The sequence below is a fragment of the Aeromonas sp. A600620 genome (assembly GCF_029479985.1).
Classification (GTDB): domain Bacteria; phylum Pseudomonadota; class Gammaproteobacteria; order Enterobacterales; family Aeromonadaceae; genus Aeromonas; species Aeromonas veronii_A.
Genome location: NZ_JAAKXB010000002.1, coordinates 263,108 through 281,610 on the forward strand (window position 1 = coordinate 263,108; position 18,503 = coordinate 281,610).

Below are 18,503 nucleotides of genomic sequence, written 5' to 3' on the forward strand. Positions count from 1 at the left end.
CCGATGTTTGGAAAATTAACACTCGATGCCATTCCGTTCCATGAACCCATCATCATGGTGACGGTAGCCGGTATCATTTTGGGGGGGCTGGCCGTTGCCGGCCTGATCACCTATTTCGGCAAGTGGCAATATCTGTGGAAAGAGTGGCTTACCTCGGTCGACCACAAGCGTCTTGGGGTCATGTATCTGATCCTGGGTATGGTCATGATGCTGCGCGGCTTCGCCGATGCGGTGATGATGCGTACCCAGCAGGTGATGGCTTCGGCTGGTGGTGACGGCATTTTACCGCCGCATCACTACGACCAGATCTTCACCGCCCACGGTGTCATCATGATCTTCTTCGTGGCCATGCCACTGGTGATCGGTCTGATGAATATCGTCGTGCCGCTCCAGATCGGTGCCCGTGATGTGGCTTTTCCCTTCCTCAACAACATCAGCTTCTGGTTCACCGCCGCCGCCGTGGTGCTGATCAACGTCTCCCTCGGGGTCGGTGAATTCGCCCAGACCGGCTGGCTGGCCTATCCGCCCCTCTCCGGGCTGGAGTACAGCCCGGGGGTCGGGGTTGATTACTGGATCTGGAGTCTGCAGATCTCGGGTCTGGGTACCTTGCTGACTGGCGTCAACTTCTTCGCCACCATCATCAAGATGCGCGCTCCTGGCATGACCATGATGCGTCTGCCGGTGTTCACCTGGACGGCTTTGTGCTCCAACGTACTGATCATCGCCTCCTTCCCGATCCTGACCGTTACCATCGCCCTGCTCACCGCAGACCGCTATCTGGGTACCCATTTCTTTACCAATGACATGGGTGGCAACATGATGATGTACATCAACCTGATCTGGGCCTGGGGCCACCCCGAGGTTTATATCCTGGTGTTGCCGGTATTCGGGATCTTCTCCGAAGTGGTGGCCACCTTCAGCAAGAAGAAGCTGTTCGGCTACACCTCGCTGGTATGGGCGACCATTGCCATTACCGTGCTCTCCTTCATTGTCTGGTTGCACCACTTCTTCACCATGGGCTCGGGCGCAAACGTGAATGCCTTCTTCGGCATCACCACCATGATCATCTCCATCCCGACCGGGGTGAAGATCTTCAACTGGTTGTTCACCATGTACCGTGGTCGCATCGAGTTCACCTCACCCATGCTGTGGACCGTCGGTTTCATCATCACCTTCACCATAGGTGGCATGACAGGGGTACTGCTCTCGGTGCCGGCGGCCAACTTCGTGTTGCACAACAGCCTGTTCCTCATCGCTCACTTCCATAACGTCATCATTGGTGCCGTGGTATTTGGCTGCTTTGCCGGTATCACCTACTGGTTCCCCAAGGCGTTCGGCTTCACCCTGAACGAAACCTGGGGCAAGCGTGCTTTCTGGTGCTGGATTATCGGCTTCTTTGTTGCCTTCATGCCGCTTTACGTACTGGGCTTCATGGGGATGACCCGCCGCATCAGCCAACAGCTGGATCCGGCCTTCCACCCCTGGCTGGTGGTAGCAGCATGTGGTGCCGGCCTGATTGCCCTTGGTGTCTTGTGCCAGGTGATCCAGCTGGTGGTCAGCATCCGTGACCGCGAGCAGAACCGTGATGTGAGTGGTGACCCCTGGGGTGGCCGGACGCTGGAGTGGGCGACTTCTTCACCGCCGCCCTTCTACAACTTCGCCATCGAGCCGAAGATCACCGGTCTGGATGCCTTCTGGGATGCCAAGCAAAACGGTTCAGCCTATCAGCAGCCCAAGCAGTATGCGCCGATCCACATGCCCAAGAACACCGGGGCAGGGGTGATCATCGCGGGCTTCAGCGCCATCTTTGGCTTTGCCATGATCTGGCATATCTGGTGGATGGCCATCCTTGCCTTTGCCGCCATGATTGGCAGTTGGATCATCCACAGCTTCAACGATGACGTGGACTACTACGTCCAGGTTGACGAGATCACGCGCATCGAAGATCAGCATTTTGCCAACATCAACAAGGGGGCTTAGTGCTATGACCACTGGCGTTTCATATCACATCCACGTTTACGGTGCCCGGAGGGTATGGGCACCCGAAGGTCAGCATTTTGCCAACATTAACAAGGGGGCGTGACGCTATGGCGACCGACGTTCTACATCACACTCACGAGAGTGCCCATGACCATGAGCACCATGATGCCGGTGCCAACAAGGTGTTTGGTTTCTGGATCTACCTGATGAGTGACTGCATTCTGTTTGCATGTCTGTTTGCAACCTATGCGGTCCTGGTCAACGGCACTGCCGGCGGTCCGAGCGGCAAGGATATCTTCGAACTGCCGTTCGTATTTGCCGAAACCATGCTGCTGCTGTTGAGCTCCATCACCTTCGGTTTTGCCATGTTGGCGATGAACAAGAACCGGATGTCTACCGTCAATGGCTGGTTGCTGGTGACCTTTGTGCTGGGTGCCGGTTTTATCGCGATGGAGATCTACGAGTTCCATCACCTGATCGCAGAAGGTTACGGCCCGGATCGCAGCGCCTTCCTCTCCGCCTTCTTCACCCTGGTCGGTACCCACGGTATCCACGTCACCAGCGGCCTTATCTGGATCATCGTGATGATGGTGCTGGTGGCCAAGAAGGGGCTGACCGATCGCAACCGCTCCCGCCTGATGTGCCTGAGCCTGTTCTGGCACTTCCTCGACGTGGTGTGGATCTGCGTCTTTACCGTGGTCTATCTGATGGGGGCAATGTAAATGAGTCATTCCGTTGATAATCACGGCGCCAGCCACGGCAGCGCCAAGAGCTACCTGATCGGTTTCGTGCTGTCACTGATCCTGACTGCCGTACCGTTCTGGATGGTGATAGACGGCTCCGCCTCCCACACCACCGTGCTGGCCACCGTGGTTGGCATGGCGGTGGTGCAGATCTTTGTCCATCTGGTCTACTTCCTGCACATGAACACCTCGTCCGAGGAGCGCTGGAACCTGGTGGCACTGGTCTTTACCGTGCTCATCATTGCCATCGTGGTCGTGGGTTCCCTGTGGATCATGTACAACCTCAACATCAACATGATGGTCCACTGAGCAGGCTGGCAATGATGAAGCAATACCTGCAAGTGACCAAGCCGGGCATCATCTTCGGCAACCTCATCTCGGTGATCGGGGGATTTCTGCTGGCTTCAAAAGGAAGCCTGGACCTGCCCCTGTTCATGCTGACCATGGTGGGTGTTTCGCTGGTGGTGGCCTCCGGTTGCGTGTTCAACAACTACATCGACCGGGATATCGACTGCATCATGGAGCGCACTAAGAACCGTGCTCTGGTGAAGGGGCTGATCGCCCCCGGCGTATCGCTCTGGTACGCCACCGCGCTTGGCATGGCGGGCATTGCACTGCTCTATTGGGCGGCCAATCCGTTGGCTGCTCTGCTGGCGGTGCTGGGCTTCATTGTCTATGTGGGGGTCTACAGCCTCTACATGAAGCGTCACTCGGTCTACGGCACCCTGGTGGGCAGCCTCTCCGGCGCCGCGCCGCCGGTCATCGGCTACTGTGCGGTGAGCGGCCAGTTCGACTCGGGGGCCTTGATCCTGCTGGCGATCTTCAGCCTGTGGCAGATGCCGCACTCCTATGCGATCGCCATTTTCCGCTTCAAGGATTATCAGGCGGCCAACATTCCGGTGTTGCCGGTGGTGAAGGGAATTTCGGTGGCCAAGCACCACATTACCCTCTACATCCTGGCCTTTATGGTGCCGACCCTGATGCTGTTCCTCGGCGGTTACGCCGGCTACAAGTATCTGGTGGTGGCCACTGCGGTGAGTGTCTGGTGGCTGGGGATGGCGCTGTCGGGTTACAAACAGCTGGTTGATGATGTTCTCTGGGCGCGCAAGCTGTTTATGTTTTCCATCGTCACCATTACCTGTCTGAGTGTCATGATGTCGGTAGACTTCCAGCCAGAGGCCGAGCCTGTGGCGCTGGTGAGCATGTTGCTCCGATAGTGTGCGTTGCTTCCGATTGCATGAGATCCAGAGCCGGGAACCTCCCCGGCTCTGTTATTATGGGGCCGCCCATCGGGTACTTTTCCCCTCTGTCGGGTGTGGCATGGCGCGTGTCGGCCACCCCTTGAGTCTTCCTTTTCCCTGACCTATCGAGGCCATCATGAATGATTTCACCATGACGAGGGGCGAGCGCCGTGCCACCTGGGCGCTCGGCTCCGTCTTCTCGTTGCGCATGCTCGGCATGTTTATGGTGCTGCCGGTGCTGACCACCTACGGCATGTCGCTGGCGGGGGCCTCCGAGGCGCTCATCGGCCTGGCCATCGGCATCTACGGCATGACCCAGGCGCTGTTCCAGATCCCGTTCGGTCTGCTCTCCGACAAGGTGGGCCGCAAGCCCCTCATCGTCGGCGGCCTGCTGATGTTTGCCCTCGGCAGCGTGATCGCGGCGCTGACCCACTCCATCTGGGGCGTCATCGCCGGCCGCGCCCTGCAGGGCAGCGGCGCCATCTCGGCCGCCGTGATGGCGCTCTTGTCGGATCTCACCCGCGAGCAGAACCGCACCAAGGCGATGGCCTTCATCGGGGTGAGCTTTGGCATCACCTTCGCCATCGCCATGGTGACCGGCCCCCTCATCACTCATGCGCTGGGACTCTCCGGCCTGTTCTGGCTCATCGCCCTGCTGGCGCTGGGGGGCATTGCCGTCACCCTCTGGCTGGTGCCGACACCGACAACTCATCTGCTCAATCGCGAGTCCGGCATGGTCAGGGGCGGGATGCGCACTGTGCTGACCAATCCGCGCCTGCTCAAACTCAATCTCGGCATTTTGTGCGTGCATACCCTGTTGATGTCGAGCTTCGTGGCGTTGCCGCCGCTGCTGGAGCAAGCGGGTCTGCCTCGGGACAGCCAGTGGCAGGCTTATCTGGTCACCATGCTGATTGCCTTCGTCAGCGTTGTACCCTTCATCATCTATGCCGAGACGCGCAGAAAGATGAAGTTGGTGTTCCAGATCTGCGTGCTGGTGATGCTCAGCGCCGAAGTGGTGCTGTGGCAGGCTGGCCTGCAGCTGTGGGGCCTGCTCGCCGGCCTGCAGCTCTTCTTCATCGGCTTCAACGTGATGGAGGCGTTGCTGCCATCCCTGATCAGCAAGGAGTCGCCACCGGGTTACAAGGGTACGGCCATGGGGATCTACTCCACCAGCCAGTTTATCGGAGTGGCTATCGGTGGCAGCCTGGGGGGCCTGCTCTACAGTCTGGGTGGTGGCGCCCTGGTGTTTGGCGGCTGCTCTGCGCTGGCCCTTGTCTGGCTCGGGGTCAGCCTCACCATGCAGGAGCCCCCCTATGTGAGCAGTCTGCGCATCCTGTTACCGGAAGGGGTGGAGGCGAGCCCTGCACTGGAGCAGAAACTCCGAGCCTGCGACGGGGTGAACGATGTACTGCTGGCACGGAAGGAACGTTCGCTCTATGTGAAGGTGGACAGCAAGCGGGTCAGTCGCCAGGATCTGGAGCTGCTGGTGATCGACGCCGGACACTGATCGCGCTAAGCTCGGTTCGGATCTGCAACTACTTGTTTTTGAAAACAGTCTGGAGGCGCAATGAACTGGTATATCTCGGTCCTCAAGCAATATGCGGTATTCAGCGGGCGGGCCCGTCGCACCGAATACTGGATGTTCGTGCTGTGCAACGTCATCGTCATGCTGTTGCTCGGCATGGTGGACAAGCTGATTGGCGGCGACAATGAGTTGATCAGCTCCATCTATTCGCTGGCGGTGCTGCTGCCATCGCTGGCGGTGGCGGCCCGTCGTCTGCACGATACCGACCGCAGCGCTTGGTGGCTGCTGCTCGGGCTTATCCCAATTATCGGCACCCTGGTGCTTATCTACTTTATGGTTTGCAACGGCCAGCAGGGGCCAAACCGCTTCGGTGATGATCCCAAAGCGGCCCCCTCGCAGGGCTTTATCGTCAGCTAACGGGCGCGGCTTGGCCAACCATCGGTCAATAAAAAGAGAGGGAGGCATCGCGCCTCCCTCTCTTTTTCGTGTTGATGGCCGATCAACGCTCGATCAGCGGGGCGGAGCGGTAGCTCCACATGCCGTAGGTGCGCAGGGCGTCGCGGTAGATGCCGAGCAGCTCGCTCTCGCTCGGGGTGGCCAGCTCCTCGAGGGGTTTGTCGGGGTAGCTGACGCTCGCCACCTTGATGTTGGCCGGGCCAATCTGGTCGCAGGCGATTTCCAGCACCGTCTGACCGCGGCGTACATGGCTGGCGGAGCTCACCAGCACCGCATAGTCAATCTGGTGGCGGGCGAGGGCATAGGCGCTGTAGAGGGCGTTATCCACCGTGCTGGTGGCGTAGTTCTCTTCAATCAGGCGGCTGCGAGCGATGCCGTGGTTGGCCAGCCAGTCGGCCATCAGCTTGCCCTCGGTCTGGCGGTTCTGGGGCATGCCGCCAGTCAGGATGATCAGCGCTTCCGGGTCGGCCTTGGCCAGCGCCAGAGTGGTTTGCAGACGGCCCAGCAGGATCTTGTCCATGCTGCCGTCGGGATTGAGGGCGTAGCCCAGGGTGACGATGGCGCGTTTGCCCTCCCTGCTGGCCTTGACCTGATCCCCGGTCAGTTCGGTCTGCAGCGGGGCGGCGGTGATCCGCTGCACCCGGGCGATGATCTCCTCCAGATCGGCGGCGCGGCCACTGTTGCGATCAGCCACTTTCGCCAGATAGCTGCGGGAGGCCTCCTTGTTACCCTTCACCAGCTGCCAGATGGCGAGATAGCTGTTGATGTCGAGATCATCGGGGGCGACGGCCTGCGCCTGCTCCAGCAAGGTGATGGCGCGGCTCAGGTTGCCGTTGTAGATCTGGACGTTGGCTGCCGAGATGAGCAGGTCGGTGCGGTAGGGTTCAAGCTGGTAGGCGGCCAGCAGCCGCTCGGTCACCAGCTCCATATTGCTCGGCATCTTGGCGGTAAAACCGGCGTGGGAGATCTTGGCTGGCGACTTGTAGATCTGCAGTGCTTCGCCGAGCAGCATGTCCACCGCCTGGCGCTTGCTGACCAGGGTATTGAGGTCATGCTCCATCTGCATCGAGCTCTCGGCCGCTTGCAGGGCGAGGGGCGAGAGCGCCAGCAGGCCGCCGAGGGTGAGGGCAAGAAGGGTCTGTTTCATCAAAAGGTCCTCTGTCGGGCTGAATTGCACCGTGGTGCGCCAGCGTGTGGGCCGATGGGATAAGGCAAATGTGCGTCAATTCAGTCTGTTAGTGCCAAAGAGAGGGCAATATACCAGTTAACGGTGCGGCAAACTGTGAGTCGGGGCGGGTCGTCGGGTGATGCCACTCCTGTGGCCGCAAAAGTGGCCGCAACGGGTCAGCTGCCATCTGAAAAGGGACAGGGGGAGCGTGACTCCCCCTGCTGGGAGGGGCGTTGGCCCCTCCCTCTATCGCGATGCAAGAGAGATGGGGTGTCAATCCATCTGTTGGCGAGTGTTCGCAGTCAGTTCCACATCGGGGAGATGCGGGCTTCCAGCGTCTCTTGCTGCTCTTCGGGCATATCGCTGAAGAAGTTGAGCTGGGTCTGCTCCTCCACCTCACGTACCGAGACCCGGTAGTCGGCGATCTGGCTGATGGGCACCTCTTGCTGCGGCATGATAAAGGCGATGGCCTGCAGTCTGGCCGGGTCCATCACGATCTTGTAGTAGGCGCTCGGGATCGCCACACCCTGACCGATGGACTCTTCAGAGCCGGTAAAGATGGGGCCGGTGATCACCTGCACATCCTTGCGGGAGACCGCCCACTTGTTCACCTTGTCCTCCAGCACGCGCCACGCCTTCTGGTTGAGCACCCCGATCTGCGGTGTCATGTTGCTCAGCAGGAAGCTCTCTTTCATGGTGTTCTTGTTCGATTTCATGTCCCCCGCCGGGGCCTGATGGCCACGGTCGTAGCCCGAGCCCTTGTAGTCGGAGAGGGTGGCGCGGTAGGCAACCGGGATCTCCCTGTCCTCGGCGAAGGCATCCTTGCGCGGCACTGTGCCCTGTGCGCTCTGGGCGGTCATCCGGTAGGAGACCCAGTCCGCCACCTTGTAGTCGTAGTTGTAGCCGACCGCATACCCTTCACGGCAGAGCTTCTGATCCGATTCGGAGGGGAGGCCAAAGCGCACGTGCTGGCCGCATTCCCAGTGGGCGGCCAGCAAGGGGGTGGCAGTGAGGGTGAGGGTAACAGCCAGAACCAATTTATTGATTTTTATCATTTTTGTGATGCTCCAGTTTAGTAGGCGGAGCCATTTGACATGAGATCTGACCAGCGCTTCAATTGCTGTTTTTTTACACGTCACCGTTCTGTGACGGCTCGCCAAGATCCGTGATGTGACTGGTTAATATGTTTTAAATCAGTGGCTTGGTCGGTGGGATGATATGCGATTGCTCGGCAGGCAACGAAAAGGGGCCCGTGAAGGGCCCCTTGTGATAGGTGGAGTCTGACGGCTATCAGGCGGCGTTTGCCTTGTTGCCCAGCGTGCGGGCCAGCAGTGCTTCCGGATTGTGGATCGCCTCTTTGGTTTTCACATCGATGACCTCGATATTGGTGAAGCGCTCGCGGTTCTTGATGGCCACATCGTGGGCGAAGATGACGCAGCGGGCGCTGGCGACATCCTTGGCGGTGATGCGGTTGATGATGCCGTTGGCGCCCTGGGTCTCGACCTTGAGCTTGATCCCCTGCTTGGCGGCGGCCTTCTGCAGGCTCTTGGCGGCGAGGAAGGTGTGGGCCACGCCAGACGGGCAGGCAGTGATGGCCAGTACGTCTGCTTCTCCTTCCGCTTCAATGACTTCGAAGCTGGTTTGGGTGGTAGTGACGTCATCTTCTTCGCTCACCGGCTTCTTCAGCAGGTTGACGATGATGGCGGTGGTCAGGGCGCCGAGGATGGTACCCAAGATGTAGCCCATCTTGCCTTCAACAACCGGCAGGACAATCCAGCCACCCCAAGGGGCGTGGTTGATACTGTGCATCATAAAGCCGGTGATGTTGCCGACGATACCGCCTGCGACGATGGCTGGGATGACACGCATGGGGTCCGCGGCGGCAAACGGGATTGCACCTTCGCTGATACCGATCATGCCCATGATGGCGGCCGCTTTGCCGGATTCACGCTCCTCTTTCTTGTAACGCTTCGGAGACATGAAGGTCGCCAGCGCCATACCCAGCGGCGGCACACAGATGGCGATGCCGACGCCGCCCATCAGCCAGGGCTGGGTGTTGACCTGAGTCTGGGCAAACAGGGTAGCAACCTTGTTGACCGGGCCGCCCATATCGAAGGCGGTCATACCACCCAGAATGGCACCCAGCATCACTTTACCTGAGCCCGCCATGCTGGAGAGCCAGTGGTTCATCCCTTCCATCATGGCGGCGATCGGGGCACCGATCCCCCACATCACGATGCCGCACACCAGAAAGGTACCGATCAGCGGATAGATGAAGATGGAACCGAGGGAGGTCATGGAGTCAGGCAGCTTGATCCGTTTGAGCTGATTGACCACGAAACCGGCGATAAAGCCCACCAGAATGGCGCCGAGGAAACCGGTTTGATAGTGCTGAACGGCAATCCAGGAGCCGATCATGCCCGGGGCCAGGCCCGGCTTGTCAGCCAGCGAGTAGGCGATATAGCCACCCAGCACGGCGGTAAACAGGGTCAGACCGGCGATCCCCATGGTTGCCATGTCTTTGAGGAAGCCCGCTTCCGGCACGGCGCCCTTGCCGCTCATCATCACCGACAGTGACAGCAGCACACCGCCCGCCACGATGAAGGGGATCATGTGGGAAGTACCAAACAGCAGGTGCTGCTTCATGGTATTGAGGCGATCCTTGAAGGTGCGCTCTTCGGGTTCAGCCGGTGCAGTGGCAGCCGGTTTGGCGGCTGGGGCCGGTTTTTGCACTTTCGGGCCTTGCTTGAGCAGGGTCAGCGCTTGCTCGACGGTGGTGGCGGCTTTCATCTGCTCGATAAAGCCCGGTTCCAGCAGACGGGTGGAGAGCTCGGCCAGCACTTCGATGTGGTGGTTGGCGCCGCCATCCGGGGAGGCGATCATGAAGATAAGCTGGGTCGGTTTGCCATCTTCGGCGCCGTACTCGATACCCTGACGGCTGACACCGATGGCTATGGCCGGACGGCTGACCGCCTTGCTCTTGGCGTGGGGCAGGGCGACACCCTGCTCGAAGCCGGTGCAGTCCAGCTGCTCGCGGGCCCAGATATCCTTGACGAATTGCTGTTGATCAGACACGGCGCCATCGCGCGCCAGCATCTGTGCCATCTCGTCGAACAGAGCCTCCTTGCTGGTGGCCTTCAACTCCAGGCAGATGAGTCTGCCGTTGGTCATGGTGGGTAACATCTCACTCTCCTTCCCTGTAAGGGCTAAGTCATGCGTTGCGAATTGGGCTCATTATTGCCCTCACGGGTAGGGTTGGACAGGCGATGAATGTAGCAATAACTGGATTTTTGTTGCATGGTTTTGCTGGTGTGATCCAGCTCGCAAAGTGTTGATCTTTAACTCAATAGTGGTTTTTGTTTAATTAATGGCAGGATGTGACAGCGGTCAAGGTATGACAGAAAAACCCTTGTAATGGGATTTACAGCCATTTTTTGCGGTTTATTGCCCGATTTAAGGCATATTTGAGAAAAACGGGTTAATGGCTGAACCTGGGTTTCCCACTGGAAAATAAAATGGCCCAGCGCTGATTGGATTTTATCAATCCATCTGGCGTGGGCCGTCGGGTATCACAAAGTGACATTTTCGGATTGCGTGCTGAATGTCACTTCAATGCTATCGATCGTTACTTTTGTGGCGGGGTATCGCCCATCACGAAGTGGAGGTTGCCCCCCGGTACAAACTCCTTGTGCTCGAAGAAGAGACCATCCTTGAGCGGTTTGCCATTGATGGTGACCGACTGGACATAGCGGTTCTTGGCGCTGTTGTTATCGGCGATGATGGTGAAGGTTCCCCCCTTGACCGGGATGGTCGCTTTGGCAAATAGCGGGCGGCCAATAGTGTAAACGGGGTCTGCCGCATTCACCTGATAGAAGCCAAGTGCTGACATCACATACCAGGCAGACATGGAGCCCACATCCTCGTTGCCTATGATGCCTGCCGGGGTGTTCGAGTACATGGTGTCGAGGATGTAGTCGACCGTCTCCTGAGTTTTCCAGGGCTCCGATGTCCAGTTGTAGAGGTAGGGAATATGGTGGGAGGGTTCATTGCCGAAGGCCACCTGACCCATCATCCCGGTCATGTCAGCGGTCTCCGACCCCTGACTCTCGGCAGCAAAGGTGGCGTCCAGATTCTGCTTGAAGGCCTCTTCTCCGCCCATCGCGGTTTTCAGACCCTTGATGTCATGGGGCACAAACCAGGTCCACTGCCAGGCGTTGCCCTCGGTATAGTTGCCGGTCTCATGTTCGGTGCCATAGGGATCAAACGGCGTCATGAAGGCGCCATCGATCATCACCGGACGCATGAAACCGGTCACCCCGTACTGGGCGTATTCGGCCGCATTGTGGTCGAAGTAGCGCTGATAGCCGTTAGAACGGGCCAGATAGCGCGCTTCGGCCGCCGGGTTGCCGGCCGCCTTGGCGATCCGGGCGATGGCCCAGTCATAGAAGGCGTTCTCCAGACCGTAGGAGACCGACTCGAGGGTGTAGTCAGCGAAGACGGGCTGACCGTCGATCCGCTGCACTGCCGGGGCAAAGCCGTTCTTTTCGATGTAATCGATGTGGTTGGTCAGGGTCTTGTCCAGCACTGCCTTGTCCCACTCGGTCGCCAGCATGGGGTAGTTGGTATAGGTGGAGGAGTCGATGGCGGCCGTGAGCGCCAGATTTTTCTCCTGCGCAGTGAAGGCATCGGGGTATTTGGTGATGGCGTCGGCAATCACCACCACCGCCGGATAGCCCACCATGGTGCCTGTCTCATCCCCCAGATGCTCCCACTTGGGCAGCAGGCCGCTCTCCAGATACTTCTGGAGCAGGTTCTTGGCATACTGCACGGCGCGGGTGGGTTCGGTGATGGTTTTAAGCGGGTGCAGCGCTCGCTGGGTGTCCCACAGTGAGTAGACCGAGAAGTTGGGCTGATCTTCGCTTGCCTGGCCATAGTGGATGGAGTAGCTGCCTTCCCCCTTGGCCTGCGCCCCTTTGCCCATGCCGCGGTAGTTGCCATCCACATCCTGATGGACGATGGGGGCGATCTTGGTGTGGTAGAGGGCGGTGTAGAAGATCTCGTTTTGCTCCTTGCTGCCCCCCTCGATGGTGAAATTGAGGGCGTTGGCCCACTTCTCGCGGGCGTTGGCGCGGGCCTCGTCAAACGAAACATCCCCTTCGGCCTGGTAGTTGTTCCATGCGCCGGTGGCATCGACCGCCGATAGGGCAACTTTGGCGTTCAGTTGGGCTGAGCCGCCCTCTTCAAATTCGACGTAAGCGGTGACATCCGCTTTGGATTTGGCCTTATGCTCGGCGCTCAAGCCCTCTACCGGCACACCACCAGCGAGGATGTAGACCCCTTTGATCTTCTTGTCGAAGGTCGCATGGAAGAAGATCTTCTGGTTTTTCGCCCAGCCGGAGAAGTGAGTCGCATCTCGCTCGCCGGTGATGGTGTAGCCATCTTCGCTGACGGTGAGTTTGTTGCGCAGCGAACTCGATCCCCAGTCGCTGTTGAGGATCGAGTTCAAATCGATCTTCAGCCGTTGGGGTTGCCCCTGCGGATAGGTGTAGCGGTGAAAGCCCACCCGCTCGGAGGCGGTCAGCTCGGCCTTGATGCCATTCTCGGCGATGCGCACCGCATAGTAGCCAGGCTCGGCCTGCTCGGATTTTTTGTCCATTTTGACCGAGATGGCTTTGCGGTAATCATCGCTTTGCTCGATGTATTTGGATTTATCTTCGGTAAAGGGCAGGAACAGAATATCCCCCAGCCCCCCCATGCCGGTGCCTGAGAGGTGGGTGTGGGAAAATCCGAACAGGGTATCTTTGTCAAAGTGATAGCCGGAGGAGGAGTGCCAGCCTATCAACTCGGTATCCGGCGAGAGTTGCACCATGCCCTCCGGTACCACAGGGCCGGGAAAGGTGTGACCGTTAAAGCCAGTGCCAACGAATGGGTTCACATATTGCAACACATTGGTTGGCGTTGGCTTTTGATCGTCGTTATTGTCGCTGCTGTTATCTGAATCGCAGCCGGATAACATGGCTACTGTGCTGGTCAGGGCAATGGCCAGAATATTTTTCTTGAACATATTGAGCGGCTCCATCGGGTAGAGGGTGAGCAGTCATGATCTATTTTTATGAGACCGGAGCGATCCCTGAGCAATATTGGTGCTCGATGGCATTGATCCCGGCGAGCACTATTATTCCCATGCCATCTGTTTCATCGACAGAGTAAAAAAGTGTCATTCACTAGATTTTTGTGGCAAGGCAGTCTGTTTGTGATCTGCGCATCATCTGATGCAACATCTCATATTTTTTGAGGTGCTTGGTGAGTCGACAAAAAAAAGAGGCCCAAAGGAAGCTGTGGGCCTGAACATATATTGATAATGCATGATGGTTATTTATTATCTGAGCGGATCGGTTTTTGCGCCGTCATGATAAATTTCAGTTCACCACCAGCCCGAATATCGCTGTGGCTGAACGTCAGATTTTCCCCTAACGGTTTGCCATTGATGGTGACCGATTCCACATAGATATTTTGGGGACCATTGTTTTCGGCGATCACGGTGAATTTTCCGCCATCGATATCCATGGTCACCTTGTCAAACAGTGGCCGACCTATGGTGTAGACCGGGAGCCCCGGCGTGACCTGATAGAAGCCCAGCGCACTCATGATGTACCAAGCGGACATTTGCCCCACATCCTCATTGCCAATCAGCCCTGTGGTGGTCGGGTGGAAGAAGCTGCGTACCGCCTGATCCACATACTCCTGGGTTTTCCACGGCTCTCTGGTCCAGTTATAGAGGTAGGGGACATGGTGATCCGGCTCGTTACCCATCACGAACTGGCCGATATAGCCGGTCATATCCCCTTGCGAGGTATCGGCGTTGGAGTTGGCGGTGAAGAGGGCATCCAGATTCTTCCGGAATCCCTCCTCGCCCCCCATCACCTCTTTGAGCCCCTCGATATCGTGGGGAACAAACCAGCTCCACTGCCAGGTGTTGCCTTCGGTAAAGTCCTGCCCCCTGTGCTCGGCCCGATAGGGCCAGAAGATGTCATAACGGCTGCTGTCGTTGGTGTCACAGTTTTGTGGTGGTGTAACGGGATTGCCGTTTTCATCGATGGCGCAGGAGGGGTAATTGTTGACCCAGCTGCCATCGTAATTTTTGGGGCGCATAAAGCCGGTCGCGCCATATTTGCCATATTGCGCCGGGTTGTAGTCAAAATAGGCGCGCCAGGTAGTCGCCCGGGCCAGATAGCGGTTCTCGGCAGATTTGTCGCCAGCCAGTCGGGCCAGCTGGGCGATACACCAGTCATAGTAGGCATTCTCGACACCGTACGAGACGGACTCGTTGACCAGTTCATCGTACTTGTCCTGCGCCATGCCGCCCTCTTCCGGCTTGAGTTTGACGTTGGCGGGGACATAGCCGTGCTGCTCGGCATACTGGCCGTGACGGGTCATCACGGTGAAGCGCTTGTCGCCGTTCCAGGGATCCTGATAGGGCACCCAGCTTTTGGTCAGCGCGAGGTCAAAGTTGGCGGAGACATTGGCCGCCTGCAGCGCCAGCTTTATCTCTTCCTGTGTGAATGCATCCGGGTATTTGACGATGACGTCGGCGATGATGGAGACCGCCGGGTAGCCGACCATCTCGCCGGTATAGTCGGAGTGCAGCTCCCATTTGGGCATGATGCCGCCGGTTTTATATTTGTTGAGCAGATCGTGCACATAGTCGATGGATCGCTCTTTTTCGATGATGGTCTTCAATGGGTGGGCGGCGCGGAAGGTGTCCCACATGGAGTAGACCGAATAGTTGGTAAAGCCCGGCTTGGCCTGATGCACCTTGCCATCCATTCCGCGATATTGACCATCCACATCCTGATAGACGAAGGGGGCGATGTAGGTGCGATAGAGCGAGGTATAAAACATCGTCTTGTCGGCATCGCTGCCACCCTCCAGGGTGAACTTATTGAGCACTTTCGCCCATGCCTGCTTGTTCTCCTGCACCACCTGATCGAAGCGGTAGTCATGTTCATCGGCGCGCAGGTTGGCCATGGCCCCCTCAATGCCGGTGCCCGAGATGGCCATCTTCATGGTGATGGGCCGTTCCCCTTTGGCAAAGTTGAGCTGGGTCACCACATCCCGTACCCGGGGTCTGGTTTCGCCATACCCGATGTAATCGGCCAACCCCACCTCGGTGTCGTTGCTCAATTTGCCATCGACATAGAGGATCTGATCCACAAACGGCTCGGAAAACTCGGCGTAGAAAAAGACCGTCTGCCACTGCCCCCACTCGTTGCTGGTTCTGGCTCCGGCAATGGCGTTGTCGCTCACCCGCTTGAAGTAAATATTGCGGGAGTGGTTACCGTACTGCTCCAGCAGCTCGTGCTGCAGATCAAGCTGGACTTTGCGATCTTCACCCGCCGGATAGCTGTAACGGTGGAAGGCGACCCGCTGGGTGGCAGTGAGTTCGGCCTTGATGCCGGTCTCCACCAGATCCGCTTTGTAATAGCCTACTTCCGACTGTTCGCTCGTCTTGTTGATGGTGACCGGGTCGGTATTGCTGCCGATGAAGGGCAAGAAGGCGAAATCATTGAGATCCCCCTTGCCTGCCCCCGAGATATGGGTGCTGCTGAAGCCGGAAAGCTTGGCCAGATGGTGGTGATAGTCGGAAGGGGATCCCTTGCCATTCCAGTTGGCCGGATTCCAGTTGTCCGGGCCCGGCTGGATCATCCCTTCCGGCATGACCGGGGCCGGATTGACATTGCCCAGCCCATCGGTGCCGATCAGCGGATCGACATATTGCAGCACCTGCAGGGCATTATCGGGACGGCCATTGTCAGTAGTCTCATCATTTGTGTTGCAGCCATAGAGGCCAAGCAGGGCTGTCACCATGATGGCCAGCTTGTGGGGTTTGAACATTGTTGTTCCTCAAATTCCGGAGATGAAAAAGCGGCAAGCCGGGTGGCTTGCCGCTTGTAGAGTTACGGGGTCGGTTGCTGGTTGGTCATCACAAAACGCAGCTCACCACCGGGACGGATCTCGCTGTGGGCGAAGGTGTTGTACTGGTTGAGTGGCTTGCCATTGATGGTGACCTCTTTGACATAGAGGTTGTCCGGGCTGTTGTTCTGCGCTACCACGTTGAACTGACCGTCGGGCAGGTTGATGGTGACCTTGTCAAAGATGGGACGACCGATGGTGTAGGTCGGGTCGCCCGGGGAGATTTGATAGAAGCCCATGGCACTCATGATGTACCAGGCCGACATCTGGCCGACGTCTTCATTGCCGATCAGGCCATCCGGGGTGGTTTTGTAGAACTCCTTATAGACCCGGTCGAGGTACTCCTGCGCTTTCCAGGGCTGGGCGGTGCGATTGTAGAGATAGATGACGTGGTGTGAGGGCTCGTTGCCATGAATGTACTGCCCGATGTAACCGGTCATGTCCTGATGTGCTTCGCCCCCGTTGGGGTCGGCGTTGAACAGGTTGTCGAGCTTGTCGTTCAGTCCCTGCTGGCCGCCCATGATCTCGGTCAGCTTGTCGAGATCCTGCATGAAGGACCACTGCCACTGCCAGGCATTGCCCTCGGTGTAGTAGAAGGCATCCGACTTGTAGGGATCGAAATCGGCTGGCGCGTATTTCAGGGCGCACGGGTCACCGTTTTTCAGCTCGGTCGGTACGAAGAAGCCTTTGCCATCGGCATTGCCAGCCTGGGGATCCCAATGTTTGAGCGAGTTGTAGGAGCGTGCCTTGAACTCTTGATAGGTTGTCATGTCGCCCGCGGCTTTCGCCATCTCGGCGATGGTCCAGTCGTAGAAAGAGAACTCCAGCGAGTAGGAGACCGAGTTCCAGTTGGGATAACGGACGCACTGCTCTTTCTCGTGATAGCTGAGCTGACCGGCCATCAGCGAGCTCAGGATGTCGTCATGGATCTGCGGGTAATCGGCAGGCCGGTAGTGGGCCGATTTGACCGAGGCTTCCAGTGCCTCTTGCGCATCGATCAGCCCCTTGGTCACCGCATCGGCAAGGATGGCCGCCGAGGGGTAGCCAATCATGGTGCCGGTTTCCGAGCCGTGGCCTTCCCACTTGGGCAGCAGGCCGAACTCCACGTTGGATTTGCGGATCAGATCCTTGGCGTAGAGAGTCGCCTGTGGCGGGTCCATGATGGTCCACATGGGGTGAACGGCGCGGAAGGTATCCCAGGTCGAGTAGATGGAGTAGTTGGGAGTATCACCTGGTTGCAGGGTGCGCAGGGTGCCCTGCATATCAAGATACTTGCCATCCACATCGTAGAACTCGATAGGGGCGATCATCATGTGGTAGAGGGCGGTGTAGAAATTGGTCTTCTCGGTCTCCGTCCCCCCTTCGGTTTTGAGTGTTGCCAGCTTTTCGGCCCACGCGTATTCGGCATCTGACTTCACCTTGGCAAAATCAAAGGTGGGGGCTTCCGCCTCCAGATTCTTCTGGGCCCCTTGCCAGCTCACCGCCGAGATACCGACCCGGATCTCGAGCGGTTGGTCACCCTGGCCAAAATTGAGGTAGGCGGTCAGGTCATCCCCTTGATAGACGCTGTTGGGGCGCATCTCCCGGGTCGGTATCTTGTCCTGCTCGCCCAGCATGGCCCTGGCCACAGGTTGGTTGAATTTGGCGTAGAAGAAGATGTTCTGGCCCTGATGGTTCTGTCCCTGGAACCAGCCAGTGGAGGTTTTGCGGCCACGCAGGGTGTACTCATCCACCACTTCGACTTTGTTTTTCAGCGATTGGCCGTTGTTGTTGAGCAGAGTGTGGCCCAGATCGAATTTCACATTCCGATCCGATCCTTTGGCGAAGGTGTAACGGTGCAAACCGACCCGTTTGGTGGTGGTCAGCTCAACCTCAATCTCCCCCTTGCTCAGTCTGGTTTTGTAATAACCGGCGCTGGCGTGCTCATTGGTTTTGTCAAAGGCGTTTATCTGGGCGTCGGCCATCTCGGCGTAGGGCAGTACCAGAATGTCGCCCAGATCGGTGGCGCCGGTGCCGGAGAGATGGGTATGGGAGAAGCCGTAGAGCGGAACATCGGTTGCGACGATCTCGCCCGTGAGGTAATTGGAAGAGTCCCAGTAGCCGGAGGCTGAGTGCCAGGGGTTGAGTCCGCTCTCGTGATCGGTGTTGGATCCAATAAAGGTATCCGGCGAGAGCTGCACCATGCCGGCAGGGCGGGTGGCACCGGGGAAAGTGTGGCCTGATGCGGCGGTGCCTATCATGGGGTCAACGTATTTCAGTACCGACAGATCGACAACCGGAGTTACCGGTTTCTCGATAGCGGTAGACTCGCTCTCACTGTTGCAACCGGCGATGCCACCGGTCAGCGCGGCAATCACCGCAAGAGAAAGAAGATTGCACTTGAACATGGTCATTCCATTTTTGAGTGGTGATGGGGG

General features: G+C 58.1%; 12 protein-coding genes. 6 read left to right on the plus strand and 6 right to left on the minus strand.

What is annotated here, in order from left to right:
- Positions 1 to 3 precede the first annotated feature (3 nt).
- The 6 genes from cyoB (at position 4) to G5533_RS03895 (ending at position 5,906) form a co-directional block, all read left to right on the plus strand.
- The gene (gene cyoB / locus G5533_RS03870; RefSeq protein WP_441254521.1) at positions 4 to 1,980 is read left to right on the plus strand and encodes a cytochrome o ubiquinol oxidase subunit I; all 1,977 of its coding nucleotides are present in this window, start codon (positions 4 to 6) and stop codon (positions 1,978 to 1,980) included.
- 107 nt (positions 1,981 to 2,087) lie between these two features.
- Entirely contained in the window at positions 2,088 to 2,702 is a 615-nt protein-coding gene (locus tag G5533_RS03875) for a cytochrome o ubiquinol oxidase subunit III (protein WP_421254919.1), read from the plus strand.
- The gene (locus tag G5533_RS03880) at positions 2,703 to 3,032 is read left to right on the plus strand and encodes a cytochrome o ubiquinol oxidase subunit IV (protein WP_216953247.1); all 330 of its coding nucleotides are present in this window, start codon (positions 2,703 to 2,705) and stop codon (positions 3,030 to 3,032) included.
- Positions 3,033 to 3,043: 11 nt separating this feature from the next.
- Positions 3,044 to 3,940: a heme o synthase gene (cyoE, locus tag G5533_RS03885; RefSeq protein WP_421254918.1), complete on the plus strand. Its 897-nt coding sequence runs from the start codon at positions 3,044 to 3,046 to the stop codon at positions 3,938 to 3,940.
- Positions 3,941 to 4,100: 160 nt separating this feature from the next.
- The gene (locus tag G5533_RS03890; protein ID WP_266135111.1) at positions 4,101 to 5,471 is read left to right on the plus strand and encodes an MFS transporter; all 1,371 of its coding nucleotides are present in this window, start codon (positions 4,101 to 4,103) and stop codon (positions 5,469 to 5,471) included.
- Between the two features lie 60 nt (positions 5,472 to 5,531).
- The gene (locus tag G5533_RS03895; protein ID WP_005337730.1) at positions 5,532 to 5,906 is read left to right on the plus strand and encodes a DUF805 domain-containing protein; all 375 of its coding nucleotides are present in this window, start codon (positions 5,532 to 5,534) and stop codon (positions 5,904 to 5,906) included.
- Positions 5,907 to 5,988: 82 nt separating this feature from the next.
- Here G5533_RS03895 and G5533_RS03900 read toward each other — a convergent pair whose 3' ends face one another.
- From G5533_RS03900 to G5533_RS03925, 6 genes are all read right to left on the minus strand, one after another.
- Positions 5,989 to 7,092, minus strand: coding sequence for an ElyC/SanA/YdcF family protein (locus G5533_RS03900; RefSeq protein WP_421254917.1), 1,104 nt, complete (start codon positions 7,090 to 7,092; stop codon positions 5,989 to 5,991).
- Between the two features lie 323 nt (positions 7,093 to 7,415).
- Positions 7,416 to 8,168: a DNA/RNA non-specific endonuclease gene (locus tag G5533_RS03905; protein WP_441254522.1), complete on the minus strand. Its 753-nt coding sequence runs from the start codon at positions 8,166 to 8,168 to the stop codon at positions 7,416 to 7,418.
- A gap of 235 nt (positions 8,169 to 8,403) precedes the next feature.
- Positions 8,404 to 10,296, minus strand: a complete 1,893-nt coding sequence (locus G5533_RS03910) for a PTS fructose transporter subunit EIIC (RefSeq protein WP_441254524.1) — start codon at positions 10,294 to 10,296, stop codon at positions 8,404 to 8,406.
- A gap of 442 nt (positions 10,297 to 10,738) precedes the next feature.
- A complete protein-coding gene (locus tag G5533_RS03915; RefSeq protein WP_266135106.1) occupies positions 10,739 to 13,177 on the minus strand; it encodes a GH92 family glycosyl hydrolase in 2,439 nt (812 codons plus the stop codon).
- Between the two features lie 308 nt (positions 13,178 to 13,485).
- Positions 13,486 to 16,008 (minus strand): GH92 family glycosyl hydrolase, encoded by a 2,523-nt coding sequence (locus tag G5533_RS03920; RefSeq protein WP_421211819.1) that lies wholly within the window; start codon positions 16,006 to 16,008, stop codon positions 13,486 to 13,488.
- Positions 16,009 to 16,070: 62 nt separating this feature from the next.
- Entirely contained in the window at positions 16,071 to 18,473 is a 2,403-nt protein-coding gene (locus tag G5533_RS03925; RefSeq protein ID WP_421309558.1) for a GH92 family glycosyl hydrolase, read from the minus strand.
- Positions 18,474 to 18,503 lie beyond the last annotated feature (30 nt).